This window comes from Peribacillus sp. TH14 (genome assembly GCF_016651145.1).
Classification (GTDB): domain Bacteria; phylum Bacillota; class Bacilli; order Bacillales; family DSM-1321; genus Peribacillus; species Peribacillus butanolivorans.
Genome location: NZ_JAEKEK010000001.1, coordinates 4,362,188 through 4,378,606, shown reverse-complemented (window position 1 = coordinate 4,378,606; position 16,419 = coordinate 4,362,188). Strand labels below are relative to the sequence as shown.

Genomic DNA, 16,419 nt, shown 5'->3' with positions numbered 1-16,419 from the left:
GTTTTCTATGAGTATGAGAGAAAAGAAAAAAAACCTTCTCAAAGAAGAAGGTTTTTTGAAACATTCTCCTCATCTATCAAGCTCTGCTTGCTGGATTTAGCACCTTTGCCTAAGCTGGTTGCTGAGGTTTCCTCGGGCCAGTCCCTCCACCTCTCTCGATAAGATCCATTTATAAAGTTTTCTTAACATTTCAAAATTTGTTTATATTTAATTTACATTAATAATCTGTCAATTTCAATAGTTTGATAGTCATTTTTTTCTTTTCTACTAAGATCATACATCCTTCAAAGTTTAAACTCTCTTTAATATCCTTTGTTTCCAGTCCACCGCTAACGAATCTACAGAAAGTAGAGCATGAGCTCCATCCTGTCCGTCTCGATTATGCAGGATCACTTCAGTTGCATAATATACAGAGATGTTTTCTTGAAGTCGATCTAATAAAACAATTTCATCTTGTTTTTTAATAACTCCTTCTTGAATGACCTTTGCAAAATAACCAGTAAAACTTGTTTTCATCACTGATGTCAAAAACTTAGGTTCTTGGTTAAAATGAGAAATAGTCGAGCAAGGAATTCGTCCTTGGGTGATCTGAACAATTGTCCCACCTATTTGATAGATATCACCGATATACGTTTGAGTTTCCATCATCCCAGCTACTGTTAAATTCTCACCAAAAGCAGGGATATCAAGCTGTTTAGAGAATTTTTCATTCCAAAATGAGTAATGCTCAAAAGGATAAATGCACAATGCACGGTCAGGGCCTCCATGGAACTTTAGATTCCCTACTCCGTCTCCAACTATTCCTGATTTTGTTACGGTCACATTATCCAAAGTTTTTTTATCCATAGCTGATAAAATCTTAACATTCGAAAACATTTCCTGTTTAGGCTTTCCGGCTTGAAGGGACACGATTTTTCCATTTTCCAATTAACATCTTCCAATCCTATTTACTTTATATCATCCTTATATGAATACATTATACTAAAAATTCATTTTATTCTGCATCTATTTTAATTACTTTACTATTTCAGAGAAGATAAAAACGTCTACTTCCGGGAGAAATGGTGGAAAATTACTGATTTTCAGAAAAATCGTACTATAGTTTCGGTAATTTGGTTGCTATTTCAGAATTAAATATGGTAGAATATGAACACAATATATAGTCGAAAAACAAAATTGGTCGCCTATATGTTGATTTCACGATTAATTTCCTCTTTGTCGCTCTTCAGGGAGCGAATTTTTTTGCCTTCTTCAAATCCACTACTCAATCCCTACAATAAAGATCAGCCATATATCGCCTTACTGAATGACACTATCATCTTCAGAATAATATTTTGCTCTGCTCAGAATCACTCCATTAAAACACATCAGCCTAAAACACTACCTTTTCTTTTTAAATTCTCAGCTTCTTCTCTGTCAAAAAGAACCATTTCGTTTTTCTTACTAAAAAAACCAAGGGTTTTAATTCACATTCTTCCTCTACCGCATAGATTAGTCCTACAAATATCTCCACGGGCAACCCAATTATCTATACAAAACACAAACTTTATTAATATGTATTCCGTTTAAACTCTTCAGCTATGTGTACCTCTTTAACCACTGTATTCACTTTGTTCCCCTTCTGAAAAAACAAAAAGAAGCTGAGAGACATTGGTTCGTCTTCCACTCAGCTTCTTTTTTTACGCTTGTTTCTTTTTTTTCGGTGCCGCTTTTTTCCGGGTCGTCGTTTTTTTCCCTTCCAGTTTATCAGGTTTCGTTCGATCAATGGATGCTTGTAAAGCTTCCATTAAATCGGTAACATTGTTGGACACTGTTTCTTTTGTTTTGGCTGTAATCGTCTTCTGTCCTGTCTTCTTTGATTCAATCAGCTCAAGTAACGCCGTTCGATAATCATCATTGTATTTTGTCGGATCGAAAGTCGTCGTTAATTGATCTATTAATAAAATTGCCGTATCAATTTCTTTTTTTACAATTGTATCATTTGCAGGGATATTCGGAACATCTGCTGCGGAGCGTACTTCATCTGGATAATGAATCGTTTCCATCAACAAGGTGTTATCTACAACCCTTATAACCGCCATTTGTTCCTTTGAACGGATGATGATTTTTGCTAACCCAACTTTATTCGATTCCTTGAGTGCTTGCCGCAATAGGGAATAGGCTTTTATGCCACCATCATTTGGAGACATAAAATAACTACGGTTAAAATATATCGGATCTATTTCTTCAATTTTAACAAAATCCATGATTTCCACTGATTTTTCTTCATTTTGTTTTTTAAGTTCTTCTAGCTCATTGTCTTCTAATACAACAAACTTTCCTTTTGTATATTCAAAAGCACGAACAATGTCTTCCTTGCCTACTTCCTTCTGGCAGACCGGACAAACTTTTTCGTATTTAATTGGTGAGTGGCATTCCTTATGCAACGTTCGCAAGGATATGTCCTTATCTTCCGTTGCGGCATGAAGTTTTATCGGAATGTTCACCAAACCGAAAGAAATGCTTCCCTTCCAAATGGTATGCATATTCATCACCTCATAACTTTTTATAAATAGAAGTACAGGCTTATTATTCCCTCTTGTCTAAAATAATTCGAAAAAACATTTGCCAACTCTAACACCTCATTATTTTGGCAAAAATAATGTCAATCACTTATTGCGGAGGTACAAATAAAATGAAACCGATGCTGCCAACATATTACCCCGAAGCCCCGAAATCCACGGATTGGCGTTATGAAGTCAAATATGACGGTTTTCGTGCCATTTTAACAATAGATGCCCATACGGTAAAAATTACGAGTCGAAACGGGAAGGAATTATCTTCCCTTTTCCCAGAAATCAGTACATTTATTAATGACCTAGATCTTAAAAGTTTTCTACCACTGCAGTTAGATGGTGAATTAGTCTGGCTCACAAATGAAGCAAAAGCAGACTTTTTTGAGGTACAATGGCGTGGCCGCCTACGGAAACAATCCCTGATTTCTGAAAAAGCTAATTTTACCCCATGCCGGTTTATCGTGTTTGACCTGCTTAGGATCAACGGAAATGACCTTACCACTAATTCAATGTCAGAACGAAGGAAAATGATTAAAAACCTTGGAGAAATACTTGAATTGCCTATGCCTCCTAATCCAAATGATAAGGCTTTAATTCAATTGATTGAGAGTTATGTCGATTTAGATAAGGCAATAAATAAAGTCATCCTCTTAGATGGAGAAGGGATAGTCGCCAAGGAAATTCAAAGTACTTGGCAAGAAGGAAAACGTTCCACTTCCTGGATCAAAGTGAAAAATTGGAGGGCTGTTTCCTGCTTCATCACAGCTTTGAATAAAGAAAACGGATATGTTTCCCTCGCAGTATATAAAGGGAATGAAATCACGAAAATTGGTAGTGTCAAAAATGGGCTTAGCGCTCATGATAAAAGTATCTTACACGAACTGATAAAACAAAATGCTTCAGAAGAAGACGAACAATTCTTTTATATACATCCGTCCATTTGTATTGAAGTTCAATTTTTACATGTATACGAGGAAAATGAATTACGTGAACCTCAGTTTTCACAATGGCTTTTACAGACATCCCCCAATGAATGTACTTGGGAAAAATTCGTAATCAGCCAATTTACATTTCCAGATTCAATACAAATATCTTCCCGGGATAAACCACTTTGGATAATCGATGACAAACAGGTGATAAAAGTTGAATACCTTCAATATTTACGAGAGGTTTCTGCATTTTTCTTACCCTTTTTAAAGGATAAACTGCTAACAACGATTCGTTATCCCCATGGATCTATGGACAATGAAAAATTTTTCCAAAAAAACAAACCAGATTATGCGCCTGCATCTATTAAAACGTTCTGGGATGAGGATATTGAGTATATGTTGTGTAATGATATTGAAACATTGCTGTGGTTTGGCAACCAACTTGCACTAGAGTTTCATACTCCATTTCAGAAAGCGGGAAAAGTAAAACCTGATGAAATCGTCCTGGATTTAGATCCACCCTCGATTGAATTTTTTTCTTTAGCAATTAAAGCTGCACTTGAAATAAAGAAGGTAATGGATTCTTTAAATATCAAAGCATTTGTAAAAACTTCCGGAAACAAAGGGCTGCAAATTCATATTCCACTACCGGAAGACATCTTTTCCTATCAAGAAACACGTATGTTCACCGATTTTCTCGGTCATTACTTAATAAGCTCTTACCCAGATGATTTTACAATGGAACGATTGAAGAAAAATCGGCAAAATCGACTCTACCTTGACTTTGTACAGCATAGTGAAGGGAAAACCATTATTGCCCCTTATTCCCCGCGCGGTAATCCGTTTGCTGGTGTTGCTACACCATTATATTGGGAAGAAGTGGGCGAAAGACTTCAGCTCAAAGACTTTACGATTGAAACCGTACCAAATAGAATTAAAAGATTGGGGTGTGCCTTTAAGGATTACAGACATGTCAATAATGGCCCTGCTTTTCTTGAGGTTTTGTCCTTTCTCAAACAAAAAAAGACCAACTCATAGTTGGTCTCGTACTTTATAGCGTAGTTTTTAAATAGCTTTGTACTTCTGCCTGCAACTTAGCATACAGACTTGTTTCCGCGTCATAGTCATGTTTTTCAAGTAGTTCAAACTTTTCCGGCTGATTTAAGTCAATTTCAATCAACGCCTTATATTCATAGGTTGCGTTCCCGATTAAATCAATCGAATATTTTTTGCTTTCTTTATCATAATGCACAACACATTTAACTTTCCCGCCATTATTATAAACGGAAATTTCACTTTCTAATGAGTTTAGTCCAACAGAACATGTAATCAGACTAGAAGCCGACATCGCTGTTCCGCAGGCATTTGTGAATCCTACGCCTCGTTCAAATGTCCGGACATAAATACTACCTGGCTCCAGCTCTTTCACAAAACTGACATTGACACCATCAGGGAACAGCTCGTTCGACTGATTGACCTTCATTGAAAGTTCTGCCTGCAATTCACTTTGCAGCACATCACTATCGACCAAAGTAATTAAATGCGGATTAGGAACTGCCAATGCCGAAAATAAAAGGGAATCATGTAGCTCCGGCAATGGTTCATTTTGCAATTGTTCCTTTTCAACGATAAGCGGAAGGTCCTTTACCTTAAAACTAACTGGGGAAATTTCCACCTTGAAAGTTGGAATCCCTTTATAGATATCTTCCGTTTTTTCAACGAGTAAATTTGCTTTCATCGTCTCCACAATCATTTTATCAAGCCCTAGAACGTCATATGCATAACGAGCCACACAACGAAGTCCATTACCACACATTGATGCTTCCGACCCATCCGCATTAAAGACACGCATTCTTGCATCTGCATGTTCACTTTTCATTACAAATAAAATACCATCCGCTCCGAGCTTTTCCCTATTACAAAGAGTCTGGGCTAAATTTTTGCGTTCTTCTTCAGTAAACGTCAAGGTTGTTGTTAATTCATCAATGATTAAAAAATCATTGCCTGATCCATGGCTTTTTAAACCTTCAATAATCATCCTGTCACTTCCTCAATTTGCTACTTTTATATATCATTATTTTAATATCTTTTATCATAGCATTTTCAGAACAGATGTGTCATTGCGAAATTTACAATAAATCGAAATTTCCTTCAGGAGTTTTTTTCATCTCACCTATTAAAGGCACAGAGTGTAAGCAACATTATAGTCCACTCCATTTTAGTTACTATATGCAATAAAGAGCGGCTAGAATAAGAAGTTTCTTATTCCAACCGCTCTTCCAAAATGTCAACCAATCATTCCGATAATAAAATAGACGATAAACAATCCCGCACTCACATACATCGGAGTTGAGACCTCTTTTGCTTTTCCAGTTACCAGTTTCAAGAACGGGTAAAGGATAAAACCAAAAGCCATTCCATCTGCAATACTGTAAGTAAATGGAATGATTGTGATAATTAAGATTGCCGGTATGCTTTCGGTAAAGTCGCTAAAATCTAGCTTTTTAATATTTTCTAGCATCAGAATGCCAATAATAATTAATATTGGAGCAATGGCACTGTCTGGGATCACTTTAATTACCGGTATAAATAATAGGGAAAGAATGAATAACAGGCCTGTCACTACTGATGTCAAACCAGTTCTGCCTCCTGATGCGATTCCAGCTGCTGTTTCGACAGTTGCAACCGTAGGACTAGAACCGAAGATACCTGAAAGAAGAACGGAAACACTTGTAGCTTGCAGTGACTTTTTATAAGCTTCAGGACGGTTGATACTTTGTACATGTCCGTGTACAAGACCAATATTTTCAAAGACAAGAACCATTGTCATAGCAAAGACGCTTATCCAGAATTCAATTCTGCCTGCCTCAATGAACGATAATGAAAAGAAGAGATCACTATAGGAGGCTGTGTCTAAACCTGAAAATTGGATATCCGAGAGTTGAACTGTACCAAACCAGTAAGCAATAAGACTACCTGCTATGATGGTAATCATAAAATTACCTGGAACATTCTTGATAAATAACGTGATGGCCAGTAAAAATGTCAGCACCGTCGAAAGCACAGCTGGATCACCTAAATCTCCAAGGGCAACAATTGACGACGAACCGCCTGTTATAATCCCGCCCTTTTCGAGACCGATTAGCATCAAAAATAAACCTAGACCCACAGAGATGGCATCTTTTATCGAACTTGGGATTGAATCACTAATTAATTTCGAGTATTTTGTAAAAGCGATGACTACAAAAATAAACCCCGAGATAAAAACAGCACCAAGTGCCGATTGCCAAGACAGACCCATTCCTTGAACCATTGTATATGCAAAAAGGGCATTGACACCCATGCCTGGAACGATAAGGATTGGAACATTTGCCCAAAGCCCTATCATGATACAGCTTAAAGCTGATAGAAGAATTGTGGCAATTACTGCACCATTAATCGGTATGCCCGCCTCTGATAAAATCAGAGAATTCACGACGAGAATATACACTATCGTAAAATAGCCGACAACTCCGGCGAGGATTTCACGTTTTCCATTCGTTTCATATTTGGAAAAATGAAAAAACGCTTCCAAGTTTTTTTTATTCATGTTGTATCCTTACTAAATTTATCCCTCACCCACCCGTTTGTATCTGTGACAAACTACACTTGGTGATTTTAACAAAAAAACTGATAAAAATAAATAGCATTTCTCAAACTTAAAAAAACTGTCGGAAATAATTCCGACAGTTTTTTCAACGAACCAATTGTTTTTATTGGTTTTCTTCTACCGCATAACCATCAACAACCAATTCTAATTTACCTGTATCCGGCGAAATAATCAGTCCATGTACAGGAATATTCTTTGGAATTAAAGGATGGCCTTTGATTACTTCCACGCTTTTTTTAACACTTTCATATACATCATCAAATCCGCGAAGCCAACTACGGATATCTATTCCCGCAGCTCCAAGTGTATCAATGGTACTTTTCGGAATATCACGATCAATCATCTTTTCAACTACAGAATCAGCATCAACTGATGCCATTCCACAGTCATGATGAGGTATAACAAAAACTTCATCTGCTTTTAGCTCATAAATAGCTACAAGAATACTCCGCATGACGCTTCCAAATGGATGGGAGACGATTGCGCCAGCAGTTTTCAATATTTTCACATCGCCATTTTTGACATTCATAGATTTTGGCAATAACTCGACAAGCCGAGTATCCATACAACTGATAATAACCATACGTTTCTCAGGGTACTTATCAGTTGTGTACTTAACATATTCACCTTCTTCTACAAACTGTTCATTAAATTCAAGAATTTCATTAAGTAAACTCATAATTACCACCCTTTTTTCTATGTATTTCACTTTTATTATATCAAATATTTCGAAGATTGGTTAAAAAGATATTTTAGTCAATTAGAGCGATGGTTTAGAGTAGCTGCACAAAACCCAAATATGATGATCTTTGGACTTTCTTCAACGTTAGATGAAAAGGTAAGAATAGGTGTATTTGTCTTAAATCTTTTCCCCCACTCTAAGGGCATCCACCCTTCTTGGTACGAAACAACCTTTTCTCCTTCTTTTGTCTTAATCTCAAAAGAAGTTAAACTTCCCGATGTTTGAACAGGCATCCATTCTGTCCCGTCAAACTTATAAATCATTCCATTAATTTTCACGAGTGACTTATTTTCTTGATAAAACCCAATAACCCCACCTTGATGATCCAAAATCGTAACCTTATTAAAAAGGCCTCTTTTAATATAGTACTTAGCAAGTAAATGCCCCTCATGGTCGACCAATTCATATCGCTTAGGCAATAGCATCGATAAGAAATTCGGAACCATCCACATGAACCACTTCATATTTAAATCTCGAATTTCGCCCAAAAGAGACCCATTAGGCGCAAATAGGAGTAGCCGTAAAGTTGGAGCAGGCATAAAAGTCAGTAGTACATGTTTAGTTTGTAATAAACCTGTATTCGTTTCAATTAGTTCGATAGGCAATTCCTTTATTCTATTTTCATAAATCCGATGACTTACAAATTGGGCAATACTTAAAAAAATAAATGGAGCCGTTATCAATAAAATGTTACCAGGAATTATTGTAAAAGCATGACAAATAAAAAAAACAATGGCCAATACAAGAGAGATCCAAGATGCATGAAAATTTGAATTGCTCGTTTTTTGATAATATTCGCGAATATTCATATTCTGCTCCTTACTCCTTATATAGAAGAATCACCGTCTGAATTGACAATTATCGGCAAGGTGTCAAGCGACCTGTCACTCATTTCTCTTAAAGGTTATTGAAGGAAATATTATAATACTTTATTCGCTTTAATGTGACCTATTCCCTTTTTTAATAATAAGGCAATTATCGAACTAAACACAGCGTCGTAATTATTTTTCCTAACAAAGTAAATATTCCCAGATGATAAAAAGGGACTCGTGTATAACGAACCCCTTTTTACATTCTATAAAATTCTAAAAATTAGTGGAAAGCGATAGTCTGTTCCTTCATAAGCCCTGACTGCAGCAATGATAGTAAATACGATTAAAGCTATTCCGATAACCGGCAATAGTAAGAATCCAATCAGTACCAGTGACAGAATCCCTGCAACAATCGAATATACGGTGTAGGAAATAAAAAAGTTCAGATATTCCCTTCCGTGATAATCTACAAATTGTGACGAGTCCTTCTTAAGTAGCCAAATGACCAAAGGACCGACAAAAGCTGTAAAAAAGCTGATGACATATATAAGGGCAGCAAACACTCTTTCATCTTTAGTAGGCATAGTGTCTTCTCCTCCTCTCTCATATGAATAATTACGAATCAAATAACAAATAGTTTCATTTTCCTTTCATTATATTCGAAAAAAGTTGAAGAGGACTATCTTTTCCTTCACAAATCTTGTTGGTAATTTAATTTCCAAAAAATCTGAACATTTTCATCCTTCTTGTGCATACAGATAAAATAAAGGATTGTCCTAAAACACCTAGACTGGGGTGATGTTTTTTTGCTAAATCAATTTCAAGCCTTTATCCTTGGAATCATTCAAGGCTTGACTGAGTTTTTACCTATTTCAAGTACAGGACATTTATATTTAGGGCGGCATTTATTCCATCTTGACGAGGCAGGCATTTTTCTAGATACCATGCTTCATATCGGAACCTTGCTTGCCTTATTAGTTGTCTACAAGGATGACATTATTTTCTTACTGAAAAACCCTTTCTCCAAAATGACGCTGCTCTTGATTGCAGGAACATTCCCTGCTGTGGTTGCCGGTCTTTTACTAGGCGATTGGTTTGACGGCCTATCAAAAACAGGAGTGACAATCGCCTGGGAATTTTTAGTCACCGGACTGATTTTATGGTTAGCAGACGGGGTAAGAAAAGGGAGCAAATCGCTGAATGAAATTTCCATAAAAGATGCCCTTATTATCGGGACATTTCAAGCCGCTGCCATCATGCCTGCCCTATCACGTTCTGGATTGACCATCGCCGCTGGACTTTTCTGCAAGCTTGACAGAGCCACTGCCGCCTATTTTTCCTTTTTGTTATCGATTCCTGCAATTACAGGGGGCATCGTATTTCAGATGAAACCCATTTTTACAGGAGATGTTGAACGGCTTCCAATCACAGCCCTTTTTGTCGGTACCCTGGCCGCAGCAATCTTTGGCTATATCGCCGTTGTGTGGATGATTGATTTTTTAAAGAAGCGTTCACTGAAAATATTTTCTATTTATGTTTGGGCACTCGGTACGATCATTTTATTCATGCAAATTACAGGGAAATTTTAATAAAAACAAAAAGCATTTCTCAAAAAAATAGGGAATAAAATCAATTTTTCTAAAGAAAAAAGCACGCGTTTGCCTTCCAATTTTAACCTTCATAAAAAAGTTGAAATTTGACGAAAAAAAAGGCAAAAAACCTATTCCCAAACCGTTTTTTTTTTAGTATTATACCTTCGTAAGGTTCTTTAGATTTATATATTTTCAGACAATAAAAATAGGGAAGGCAAATGGTGCGCCACCGGTTTCCGGTTCTAGTGGGTTCGATTCCCACCCCGAAATTTTTTGACGAACGACTTAAAAAATTTCGAGGGTGGGCAGCGACTACGCATAAGAACTGCCCTCAAACGGAGGGACGGAAATGTTAAAAAAGAGAGATTTTACAGATTGTTTTTCTCTTTATGAACAAATGACGCATCCAGATGTCTTCCCTTTCGTGCGCCATAAAGTAGATTCATATGAAGAATATGTATTCGTTACTAAGCAAACGATCGAGGCCGAAGAAACTGGTGAACTCATTTCACGAACAATTTTAGATGAATGGGAAAACCCCATCGGTTGTATTTCTTTATACGATATTGAAAATGGTGCAGGTTTCCTTGGCACGTGGCTTGGCAAACCCTATCATGGTAAAGGATATAATGCCATCGCAAAAGATGCTTTCTTTAAAGAGCTTTTTTTCGAGCTCGGTATGGAAACAGTCTTCATGCGTATTCGCAAAAAAAATATCCGTTCTTTGAAAGCCGCTGAAAAGCTCCCCTATGCCGTCAATGCAAACGGAACAAGAAAGTCCCTTTATGATCAAATTAATCATGGTGAAGATATCTTTGATTTGTATGAAATTCCTAAAGATTTATACACCTTTCACATCCTTAGACAGAACGATGATGACGAACAGCAGTTACTTGAAGCATAAAAGAAATAACGCAAGTTAATATCCTTGGATAAGATAGGTTACTTATTATTCATATAAGATAGGAGCTTCCTAAATTGGAACGCTCCTTTTTCAATTTTTACAGGAAGATATAAAAGAATGTTGCAATACCCTATTATTTTTAGGATTATTTTTTTATAATGAATACACTTGACTTATTCACAAATATATTCAAACCGTTTTTGAAAGGAACTAATCATGAAAAAATCATTTACTTTTATCATGCAACTTTTAATGTTGCTTATCCTTTGCAAGCTTGGCTATTATTTATCTGATCACCTTCAATTGCCTATTCCAGGTAATGTAATCGGCATGATTCTTTTATTCATTTTGTTACAGACAAGAATTCTAAAAGTCGAGTGGATTGAACTTACTTCAGGATTTCTGGTGAAGCACCTTGCCTTTTTCTTTATCCCTATTTCTATTAGCTTAATGACCATGGGGTGGCTTTTCATAAAATTTGGTCTGCCGTTAGCACTCACATTGGGCGTCAGTTTAATTTTTGGATTTATCGTTTCAGCCTGGACGGTTCAGAAGTTATCCCATAGAGGAGAGGTTAAACAGCATGACAACGCTCATTACCATTTATAGCATATTAATAACAATCCTTGCCTATTTTATTGGAAGGAAAATATATGCTAAACATCCATCACCCTTTACGACTCCCGTATTTTTTAGTACGGTAACAATTATTCTTGTGCTTCTGTTCAGCGGTTTAGATTTCAATGATTATTCAACAGGTAAAGACATCATTACCTATTTCCTGGGCCCAGCTACCGTTGCCTTGGCCGTACCACTTTATAAAAATAGGACCATAATTGTTAAATATGGAATTCCTGCTATTAGCGGCATGCTTTTAGGGCTTACGGTAACATTAATTCTTGCCTTCGTCATCGCCAATGCCTTTTCTCTTCCACAGTTCATTCTTCAAGGATTAGCGGTTAAGTCAATTACAGTACCAATCGCTGTAGAAATCACCGAACTTTATGGAGGTAACCCTAATGTTTCAGCCGCCTTCGTTATTTTGACCGGAGTATTAGGTACGATGATTGCCCCTAGAATGATGGATAAACTTAACATTACTATGCCATTCGCTCGCGGCATTGCTTATGGTACTATTGCTCATGGTCTCGGTACTGCGCAAGCTACACAGGAAAGTGAATTTACTGGTGCTGTCGCAGGCGCAGCCATGGCTATCGCCGGTATCCTTATTTCCTGCTTCTTTCCTCTAATAGATAATTTTTTATAAAATAAAAGAACCGCAACGTCAAGAGACGTTGCGGTTCTTTTGAAACTGCCAGTCCCTGTTTTTTTAATGCTGAACTTAGTTATTAGGGAGTTTTTCATTTTTAAACGGATTGTATTCGAGAGTACCAGCATTGGCAAGGTTAACATTTATGTTAATTTGTTCGAAAGAATTTGCATGCAAATAATCCTTCGGTTCATTAATATTGTTGTTCTTCCAAAATCGCAAGTCTTTTCGGTACAATTTTTGGCCAAGACCAAGTGGATCCCCATTGCGTTTTAAGCCAATTTCAAATGTTTGTTCAATGTCTTTTTTTATATAATCCTGAACAAATTTTTCAAGGTTTTTCAAGCTATCGTTTGTTGATAATTCTAAAATACTCCCCTTAATGTCAACATCTAAGGTGAATTTAGCTTCATTATTTTTCACAATCGGTTTAATTTTTACATGAGGGTGAGTTAACGAAATATAAGTTGTCCCATTCGCTTTTGTGAATTCGATTGGTGTTCTATTCGTTTTCTTTGTAATCCAACGCGATCCTTTCAAGTCTTCAACTGAATACCAATTCATGGATTTTTTATAATAAATCACATAAGCCCCGTCAATTGTAAAGGTCTTCCGCTTTTTTTTATCTTCAGTCCAATCATTGCCACTCCATGAAATAGTTGGGAGTGTTGTTGTGATAGATACATCCCTGTAGGTGGAAATAAAGGTTCTCAATGTAATCGGTTCAATATAGGAAAGGTTTTCATAGATAGGTTTTGGAAAATGCAACTCTGAGTATAAAGGGGTTAAATTAAAAAACCCTTTTATAGAAAACAATTCATCCAAAGGTTTTTTTGTCGCAAAAATATTACTTGAATACCTGATTAAATTAAACCTGAAGGCGGCATCCACTATATCATTAATATTATGCTCTATTGCTTTATCTGTGAGCACAAATGTTGAAACTTGTCCAAGATATAATCGCTGTTGAGCTGTTTGATATAAGTGATTAATGGCTTCTGATATGGATTTCCCACTATGTTTGCCTATATAAACTTTTGTTGGTTCCGAACTTTTAGCTTCAGTTTTGGCAACAGCAGACAAATCAACAAGTTGCACATACACAACATACTTACCGTCTTCATAATCTACTCCTAAAGCAGTTACATAATGGATATCCTGAATGTCTTTATAATCCCAGCAACCTGTTAAAATGAACAAGACCGAAAAGATAAGGAAAAGCTTCGACAAACGTCGTGTCATTGTTACTCCCCCTTTTGCGTGCGATCAAGAGCACCTTCATTTTTTTTCTTTGAATACCACGGTCTTTTGAAAATAGCATCTGTGAGTTTTTGGAAATTAGGCGGTGAAAATTCATTCATATATGGAACTCCAAATGACTCAAGACAAGAGACCCAACAAGTAACAATTAAGAAACCAACAAGAAGACCATAGATGCCTAGAACAGAACCTAATATTAAGATAAATAAACGAAGCACAGATACAGTCCCCGTTAAAGATTGATTAACTAATGTATAGGATGCGACTGATGTGACCGAAGCGATAACAAGCATCGTTGGGGACGTCAAACCGGCACGGATAGCTGCATCACCGACAATTAAACCACCTACAACCGCCACAGTTTGACCAACTGCTTGTGGCAGCCTTACTCCAGATTCTCGAAATAGCTCAAATAAACCGAGCATAAGGAACATTTCAATGGCAACAGAAACAGGAAGGCCCAACCTTGAGATGCTGACTGTTGCAAGTAAAGGAAAAGGCATCTGGTCAATGTTATATGCTGATAAAGCTACCCAAAACCCTGGAAGTAAAATAGAAAAAATCAAACCAAATCCTCGAAGAAACCGTTCAAAAGAAACGAATAGAAAAGGAAGACTCGAATCTTCAGCTGCTTTAATCTGAAGCAATAAAGTGGTCGGGGCTATGATAACAGTAGGTGCACCGTTCATAAGTACTATAAACCTGCCTTGGGTTAATGATCCGACACAAAAATCGGGTCTGCTTGTATAATGAGTCAAAGGAAATAATTTGAATTTCCCTTTAGAGATGAGTTCCTCAAGCTGATGGCTACTAATTAACACATCAACATCTAGAGTATTCAGTCTTTCACGGACGAGCCTAACAAGTTCAGGATTGATGATGTCATCTATATACATCAGTGCTACTGTAGTTTGACTGCGATTCCCAATAATAAACTCTTCGTAAGAGAGGGAACCTGTTCTCAGCCGTTTACGAATGAGAGCAACGTTTGTCGAAAGGTCTTCAACAAATCCATCACGTGGTCCACGAAGGGATACTTCAAATGAAGATTCCTCTGGCTTCCGGTTGGGAACATCAGGCAAAGGTAATGAAAATAGCTGTTGTGATTGTTGAAAGAAAATTAACACTTCGCCGCTAAAAATCCGTCTATTTACATCGTCGTTGTCAACTGGACTGCAAGAAATTTCTGTCAATGCTAATGAAGGATGAAATGCCGTTATCATATTTCTAATATTATCTTTCTTATCTAACATTGATTTGAGGTTTCGTAATACATTGCCATTCAACTCAAGAGTATCTACCATTCCAGGATAAAAAAATAAAGTGATTTTAGCTGTTTCGTCATTTTCACCTAATATCACCTTAAATGATACGTCCGGACTATTGCTGAAAAGTCGCCTGAAGAACTCTTCGTTATAAAATGACTGTTCAATTTGTTTATTTTTGAATAGTTTCATCAGAAACCTCCTTCCGTTTAGGTTGTATAACTGCGGTAACTGTAAACAAAAGAATTAGGGTTACAAGGAAAAAGAAAGTTCCTTGAAAATAATAGTTCTTTAAAAAATCATAAAAAATGATATTACTAAGAGGAATAATAGTGATGATAACCATCATAATGGCAAGACTCATGAGTATCCCCTTTTTAATGAGCAGTGATTTGACTCTTAATAAATCAGGAATTAAAAACATGGCTATAGAAATTCGAATAAATGCGCCTGAAAGCCATTGATATATGGAAAAGAAGTCAGTATGGGCAATATATTTTCCAATTGTCAACAGTCGCCATTGTTCATAAGCCGGATAGCGCATTTCATTAGACAGGACGGGTCCAAACTCAACAATGGCACCAGTAAGCGGCCCGAGAATTAATATAGTTACAATAACCATCATTCCAATAACTGTTTTCAGCTTAATGGAATCCCCATTAGATAGGTGATGCTGGAACAATATAATGATAATCAACTCCAAATATCCATTTGCTATGTAGTACATTGACTTAATGCCATGAAAATAGCCTTGTTCGAATAGAGGAAATAGAAAATCATAATTTTTTTCGGGAATATTACCAGTGGCTACAAAGATACCAAGGATAATGACAAAAGGTAATAAAATAGCTGAATTAATAGCAATTGATCTAAGATTCGAGTAAGAAAGTGCAGCACATATCAACGCAAAAGGAATAATAATGGCAAATGGTGGTGTTTGATTTAAAGAAGTTGTATTGATCCAGTCAACCATATCTTTAGCTGTCGTCAAGATGATCGTAATCAAATAAATTACGAGGAAAAAGAATATCAGCTTGGTAAATCGTTTACCAATCCGATTTTCCAGCCAGGGAAAGAGGTGTTCTTTTTTTTTCTTTTTTAATATCCAATATAAAAGGAACCCCCAAGCTATTGATAAAAGTCCTGTAAGAGCGGCAAATAACCAAGCATCTCTTCCCGCTACCTCTAGTACGAGAGGAATAATCATAACGTGATTCAGCAATCCTACTGAAAGGACAACAATATTTAGTGAGGATTTGGAATTAATCTTTGTCATGTTTTAAACTCCGAACTTAAAGTATTTTATATAGGAACCAGCAACTGTTTACTGTTTATTATTGAGGTTTATCTTTTGCTGAATATTGGGTTTATATCCAAGGATTATTTTTCATACAAAAAAAGAAGCCGATCCTCTAGTTAGAAATTCCCAAAAAGAGTCGGC

General features: G+C 36.5%; 15 protein-coding genes and 1 riboswitch. Of the genes, 5 read left to right on the top strand and 10 right to left on the bottom strand.

Annotation, left to right across the window (positions count from 1 at the left end):
- Nucleotides 1-66 precede the first annotated feature (66 nt).
- Nucleotides 67-165: riboswitch (SAM riboswitch) on the bottom strand.
- Nucleotides 166-291: 126 nt separating this feature from the next.
- Entirely contained in the window at nucleotides 292-927 is a 636-nt protein-coding gene (locus JFU50_RS21390; protein WP_201224016.1) for an MOSC domain-containing protein, read from the bottom strand.
- 752 nt (nucleotides 928-1,679) lie between these two features.
- Nucleotides 1,680-2,525 carry a non-homologous end joining protein Ku gene (gene ku, locus JFU50_RS21385; RefSeq protein ID WP_098176335.1) on the bottom strand — a complete coding sequence of 282 codons (846 nt, stop codon included), beginning with the start codon at nucleotides 2,523-2,525 and terminating at the stop codon, nucleotides 1,680-1,682.
- 116 nt (nucleotides 2,526-2,641) lie between these two features.
- Here ku and JFU50_RS21380 point away from each other — a divergent pair, with 116 nt between their 5' ends.
- Entirely contained in the window at nucleotides 2,642-4,522 is a 1,881-nt protein-coding gene (locus JFU50_RS21380) for a DNA ligase D (RefSeq protein WP_242489071.1), read from the top strand.
- A 13-nt stretch (nucleotides 4,523-4,535) separates the two neighbouring features.
- Here the strand turns inward: JFU50_RS21380 and dapF are convergent, their stop codons facing one another.
- From dapF to JFU50_RS21355, 5 genes are all read right to left on the bottom strand, one after another.
- Nucleotides 4,536-5,522 carry a diaminopimelate epimerase gene (gene dapF, locus JFU50_RS21375; protein WP_201224015.1) on the bottom strand — a complete coding sequence of 329 codons (987 nt, stop codon included), beginning with the start codon at nucleotides 5,520-5,522 and terminating at the stop codon, nucleotides 4,536-4,538.
- Nucleotides 5,523-5,771: 249 nt separating this feature from the next.
- Entirely contained in the window at nucleotides 5,772-7,073 is a 1,302-nt protein-coding gene (locus tag JFU50_RS21370; protein ID WP_057219073.1) for an NCS2 family permease, read from the bottom strand.
- Nucleotides 7,074-7,236: 163 nt separating this feature from the next.
- Entirely contained in the window at nucleotides 7,237-7,812 is a 576-nt protein-coding gene (locus JFU50_RS21365) for a beta-class carbonic anhydrase (protein WP_053346567.1), read from the bottom strand.
- Nucleotides 7,813-7,889: 77 nt separating this feature from the next.
- Entirely contained in the window at nucleotides 7,890-8,684 is a 795-nt protein-coding gene (locus tag JFU50_RS21360) for a hypothetical protein (protein WP_201224013.1), read from the bottom strand.
- 266 nt (nucleotides 8,685-8,950) lie between these two features.
- A complete protein-coding gene (locus tag JFU50_RS21355) occupies nucleotides 8,951-9,271 on the bottom strand; it encodes a DUF4870 domain-containing protein (RefSeq protein ID WP_056520737.1) in 321 nt (106 codons plus the stop codon).
- Between the two features lie 222 nt (nucleotides 9,272-9,493).
- On the opposite strand from JFU50_RS21355, the gene JFU50_RS21350 reads away from it, so the two are divergent.
- The 4 genes from JFU50_RS21350 (at nucleotide 9,494) to JFU50_RS21335 (ending at nucleotide 12,450) form a co-directional block, all read left to right on the top strand.
- The gene (locus JFU50_RS21350) at nucleotides 9,494-10,276 is read left to right on the top strand and encodes an undecaprenyl-diphosphate phosphatase (protein ID WP_201224011.1); all 783 of its coding nucleotides are present in this window, start codon (nucleotides 9,494-9,496) and stop codon (nucleotides 10,274-10,276) included.
- 352 nt (nucleotides 10,277-10,628) lie between these two features.
- Nucleotides 10,629-11,183 (top strand): GNAT family N-acetyltransferase, encoded by a 555-nt coding sequence (locus JFU50_RS21345; RefSeq protein WP_201224009.1) that lies wholly within the window; start codon nucleotides 10,629-10,631, stop codon nucleotides 11,181-11,183.
- Nucleotides 11,184-11,399: 216 nt separating this feature from the next.
- Nucleotides 11,400-11,792: a CidA/LrgA family protein gene (locus tag JFU50_RS21340; RefSeq protein ID WP_053346572.1), complete on the top strand. Its 393-nt coding sequence runs from the start codon at nucleotides 11,400-11,402 to the stop codon at nucleotides 11,790-11,792.
- Nucleotides 11,767-12,450, top strand: a complete 684-nt coding sequence (locus tag JFU50_RS21335) for an LrgB family protein (protein WP_201224007.1) — start codon at nucleotides 11,767-11,769, stop codon at nucleotides 12,448-12,450. The genes JFU50_RS21340 and JFU50_RS21335 overlap by 26 nt, the downstream gene beginning before the upstream one ends.
- A 75-nt stretch (nucleotides 12,451-12,525) precedes the next feature.
- Here JFU50_RS21335 and JFU50_RS21330 read toward each other — a convergent pair whose 3' ends face one another.
- The 3 genes from JFU50_RS21330 to JFU50_RS21320 are packed head-to-tail and all read right to left on the bottom strand — an operon-like array spanning nucleotide 12,526 to nucleotide 16,254.
- Nucleotides 12,526-13,695, bottom strand: a complete 1,170-nt coding sequence (locus JFU50_RS21330) for a Ger(x)C family spore germination protein (RefSeq protein WP_201224004.1) — start codon at nucleotides 13,693-13,695, stop codon at nucleotides 12,526-12,528.
- Nucleotides 13,696-13,697: 2 nt separating this feature from the next.
- Nucleotides 13,698-15,170, bottom strand: a complete 1,473-nt coding sequence (locus JFU50_RS21325; protein WP_201224002.1) for a spore germination protein — start codon at nucleotides 15,168-15,170, stop codon at nucleotides 13,698-13,700.
- A complete protein-coding gene (locus tag JFU50_RS21320; RefSeq protein WP_201224000.1) occupies nucleotides 15,151-16,254 on the bottom strand; it encodes a GerAB/ArcD/ProY family transporter in 1,104 nt (367 codons plus the stop codon). Before JFU50_RS21320 ends, JFU50_RS21325 begins: the two co-directional genes overlap by 20 nt.
- Between the last annotated feature and the right edge of the window lie 165 nt (nucleotides 16,255-16,419).

Coding starts and splice junctions, on each gene's coding strand:
- JFU50_RS21365 (WP_053346567.1), bottom strand. CDS start 7,812: ATGAGTTTACTTAATGAAATTCTTGAATTTAATGAACAGTTTGTAGAA.
- JFU50_RS21355 (WP_056520737.1), bottom strand. CDS start 9,271: ATGCCTACTAAAGATGAAAGAGTGTTTGCTGCCCTTATATATGTCATC.
- JFU50_RS21330 (WP_201224004.1), bottom strand. CDS start 13,695: ATGACACGACGTTTGTCGAAGCTTTTCCTTATCTTTTCGGTCTTGTTC.
- JFU50_RS21340 (WP_053346572.1), top strand. CDS start 11,400: ATGAAAAAATCATTTACTTTTATCATGCAACTTTTAATGTTGCTTATC.
- JFU50_RS21380 (WP_242489071.1), top strand. CDS start 2,642: ATGTCAATCACTTATTGCGGAGGTACAAATAAAATGAAACCGATGCTG.
- JFU50_RS21335 (WP_201224007.1), top strand. CDS start 11,767: ATGACAACGCTCATTACCATTTATAGCATATTAATAACAATCCTTGCC.
- JFU50_RS21360 (WP_201224013.1), bottom strand. CDS start 8,684: ATGAATATTCGCGAATATTATCAAAAAACGAGCAATTCAAATTTTCAT.
- JFU50_RS21370 (WP_057219073.1), bottom strand. CDS start 7,073: ATGAATAAAAAAAACTTGGAAGCGTTTTTTCATTTTTCCAAATATGAA.
- JFU50_RS21320 (WP_201224000.1), bottom strand. CDS start 16,254: ATGACAAAGATTAATTCCAAATCCTCACTAAATATTGTTGTCCTTTCA.
- JFU50_RS21345 (WP_201224009.1), top strand. CDS start 10,629: ATGTTAAAAAAGAGAGATTTTACAGATTGTTTTTCTCTTTATGAACAA.
- ku (WP_098176335.1), bottom strand. CDS start 2,525: ATGCATACCATTTGGAAGGGAAGCATTTCTTTCGGTTTGGTGAACATT.
- dapF (WP_201224015.1), bottom strand. CDS start 5,522: ATGATTATTGAAGGTTTAAAAAGCCATGGATCAGGCAATGATTTTTTA.
- JFU50_RS21325 (WP_201224002.1), bottom strand. CDS start 15,170: ATGAAACTATTCAAAAATAAACAAATTGAACAGTCATTTTATAACGAA.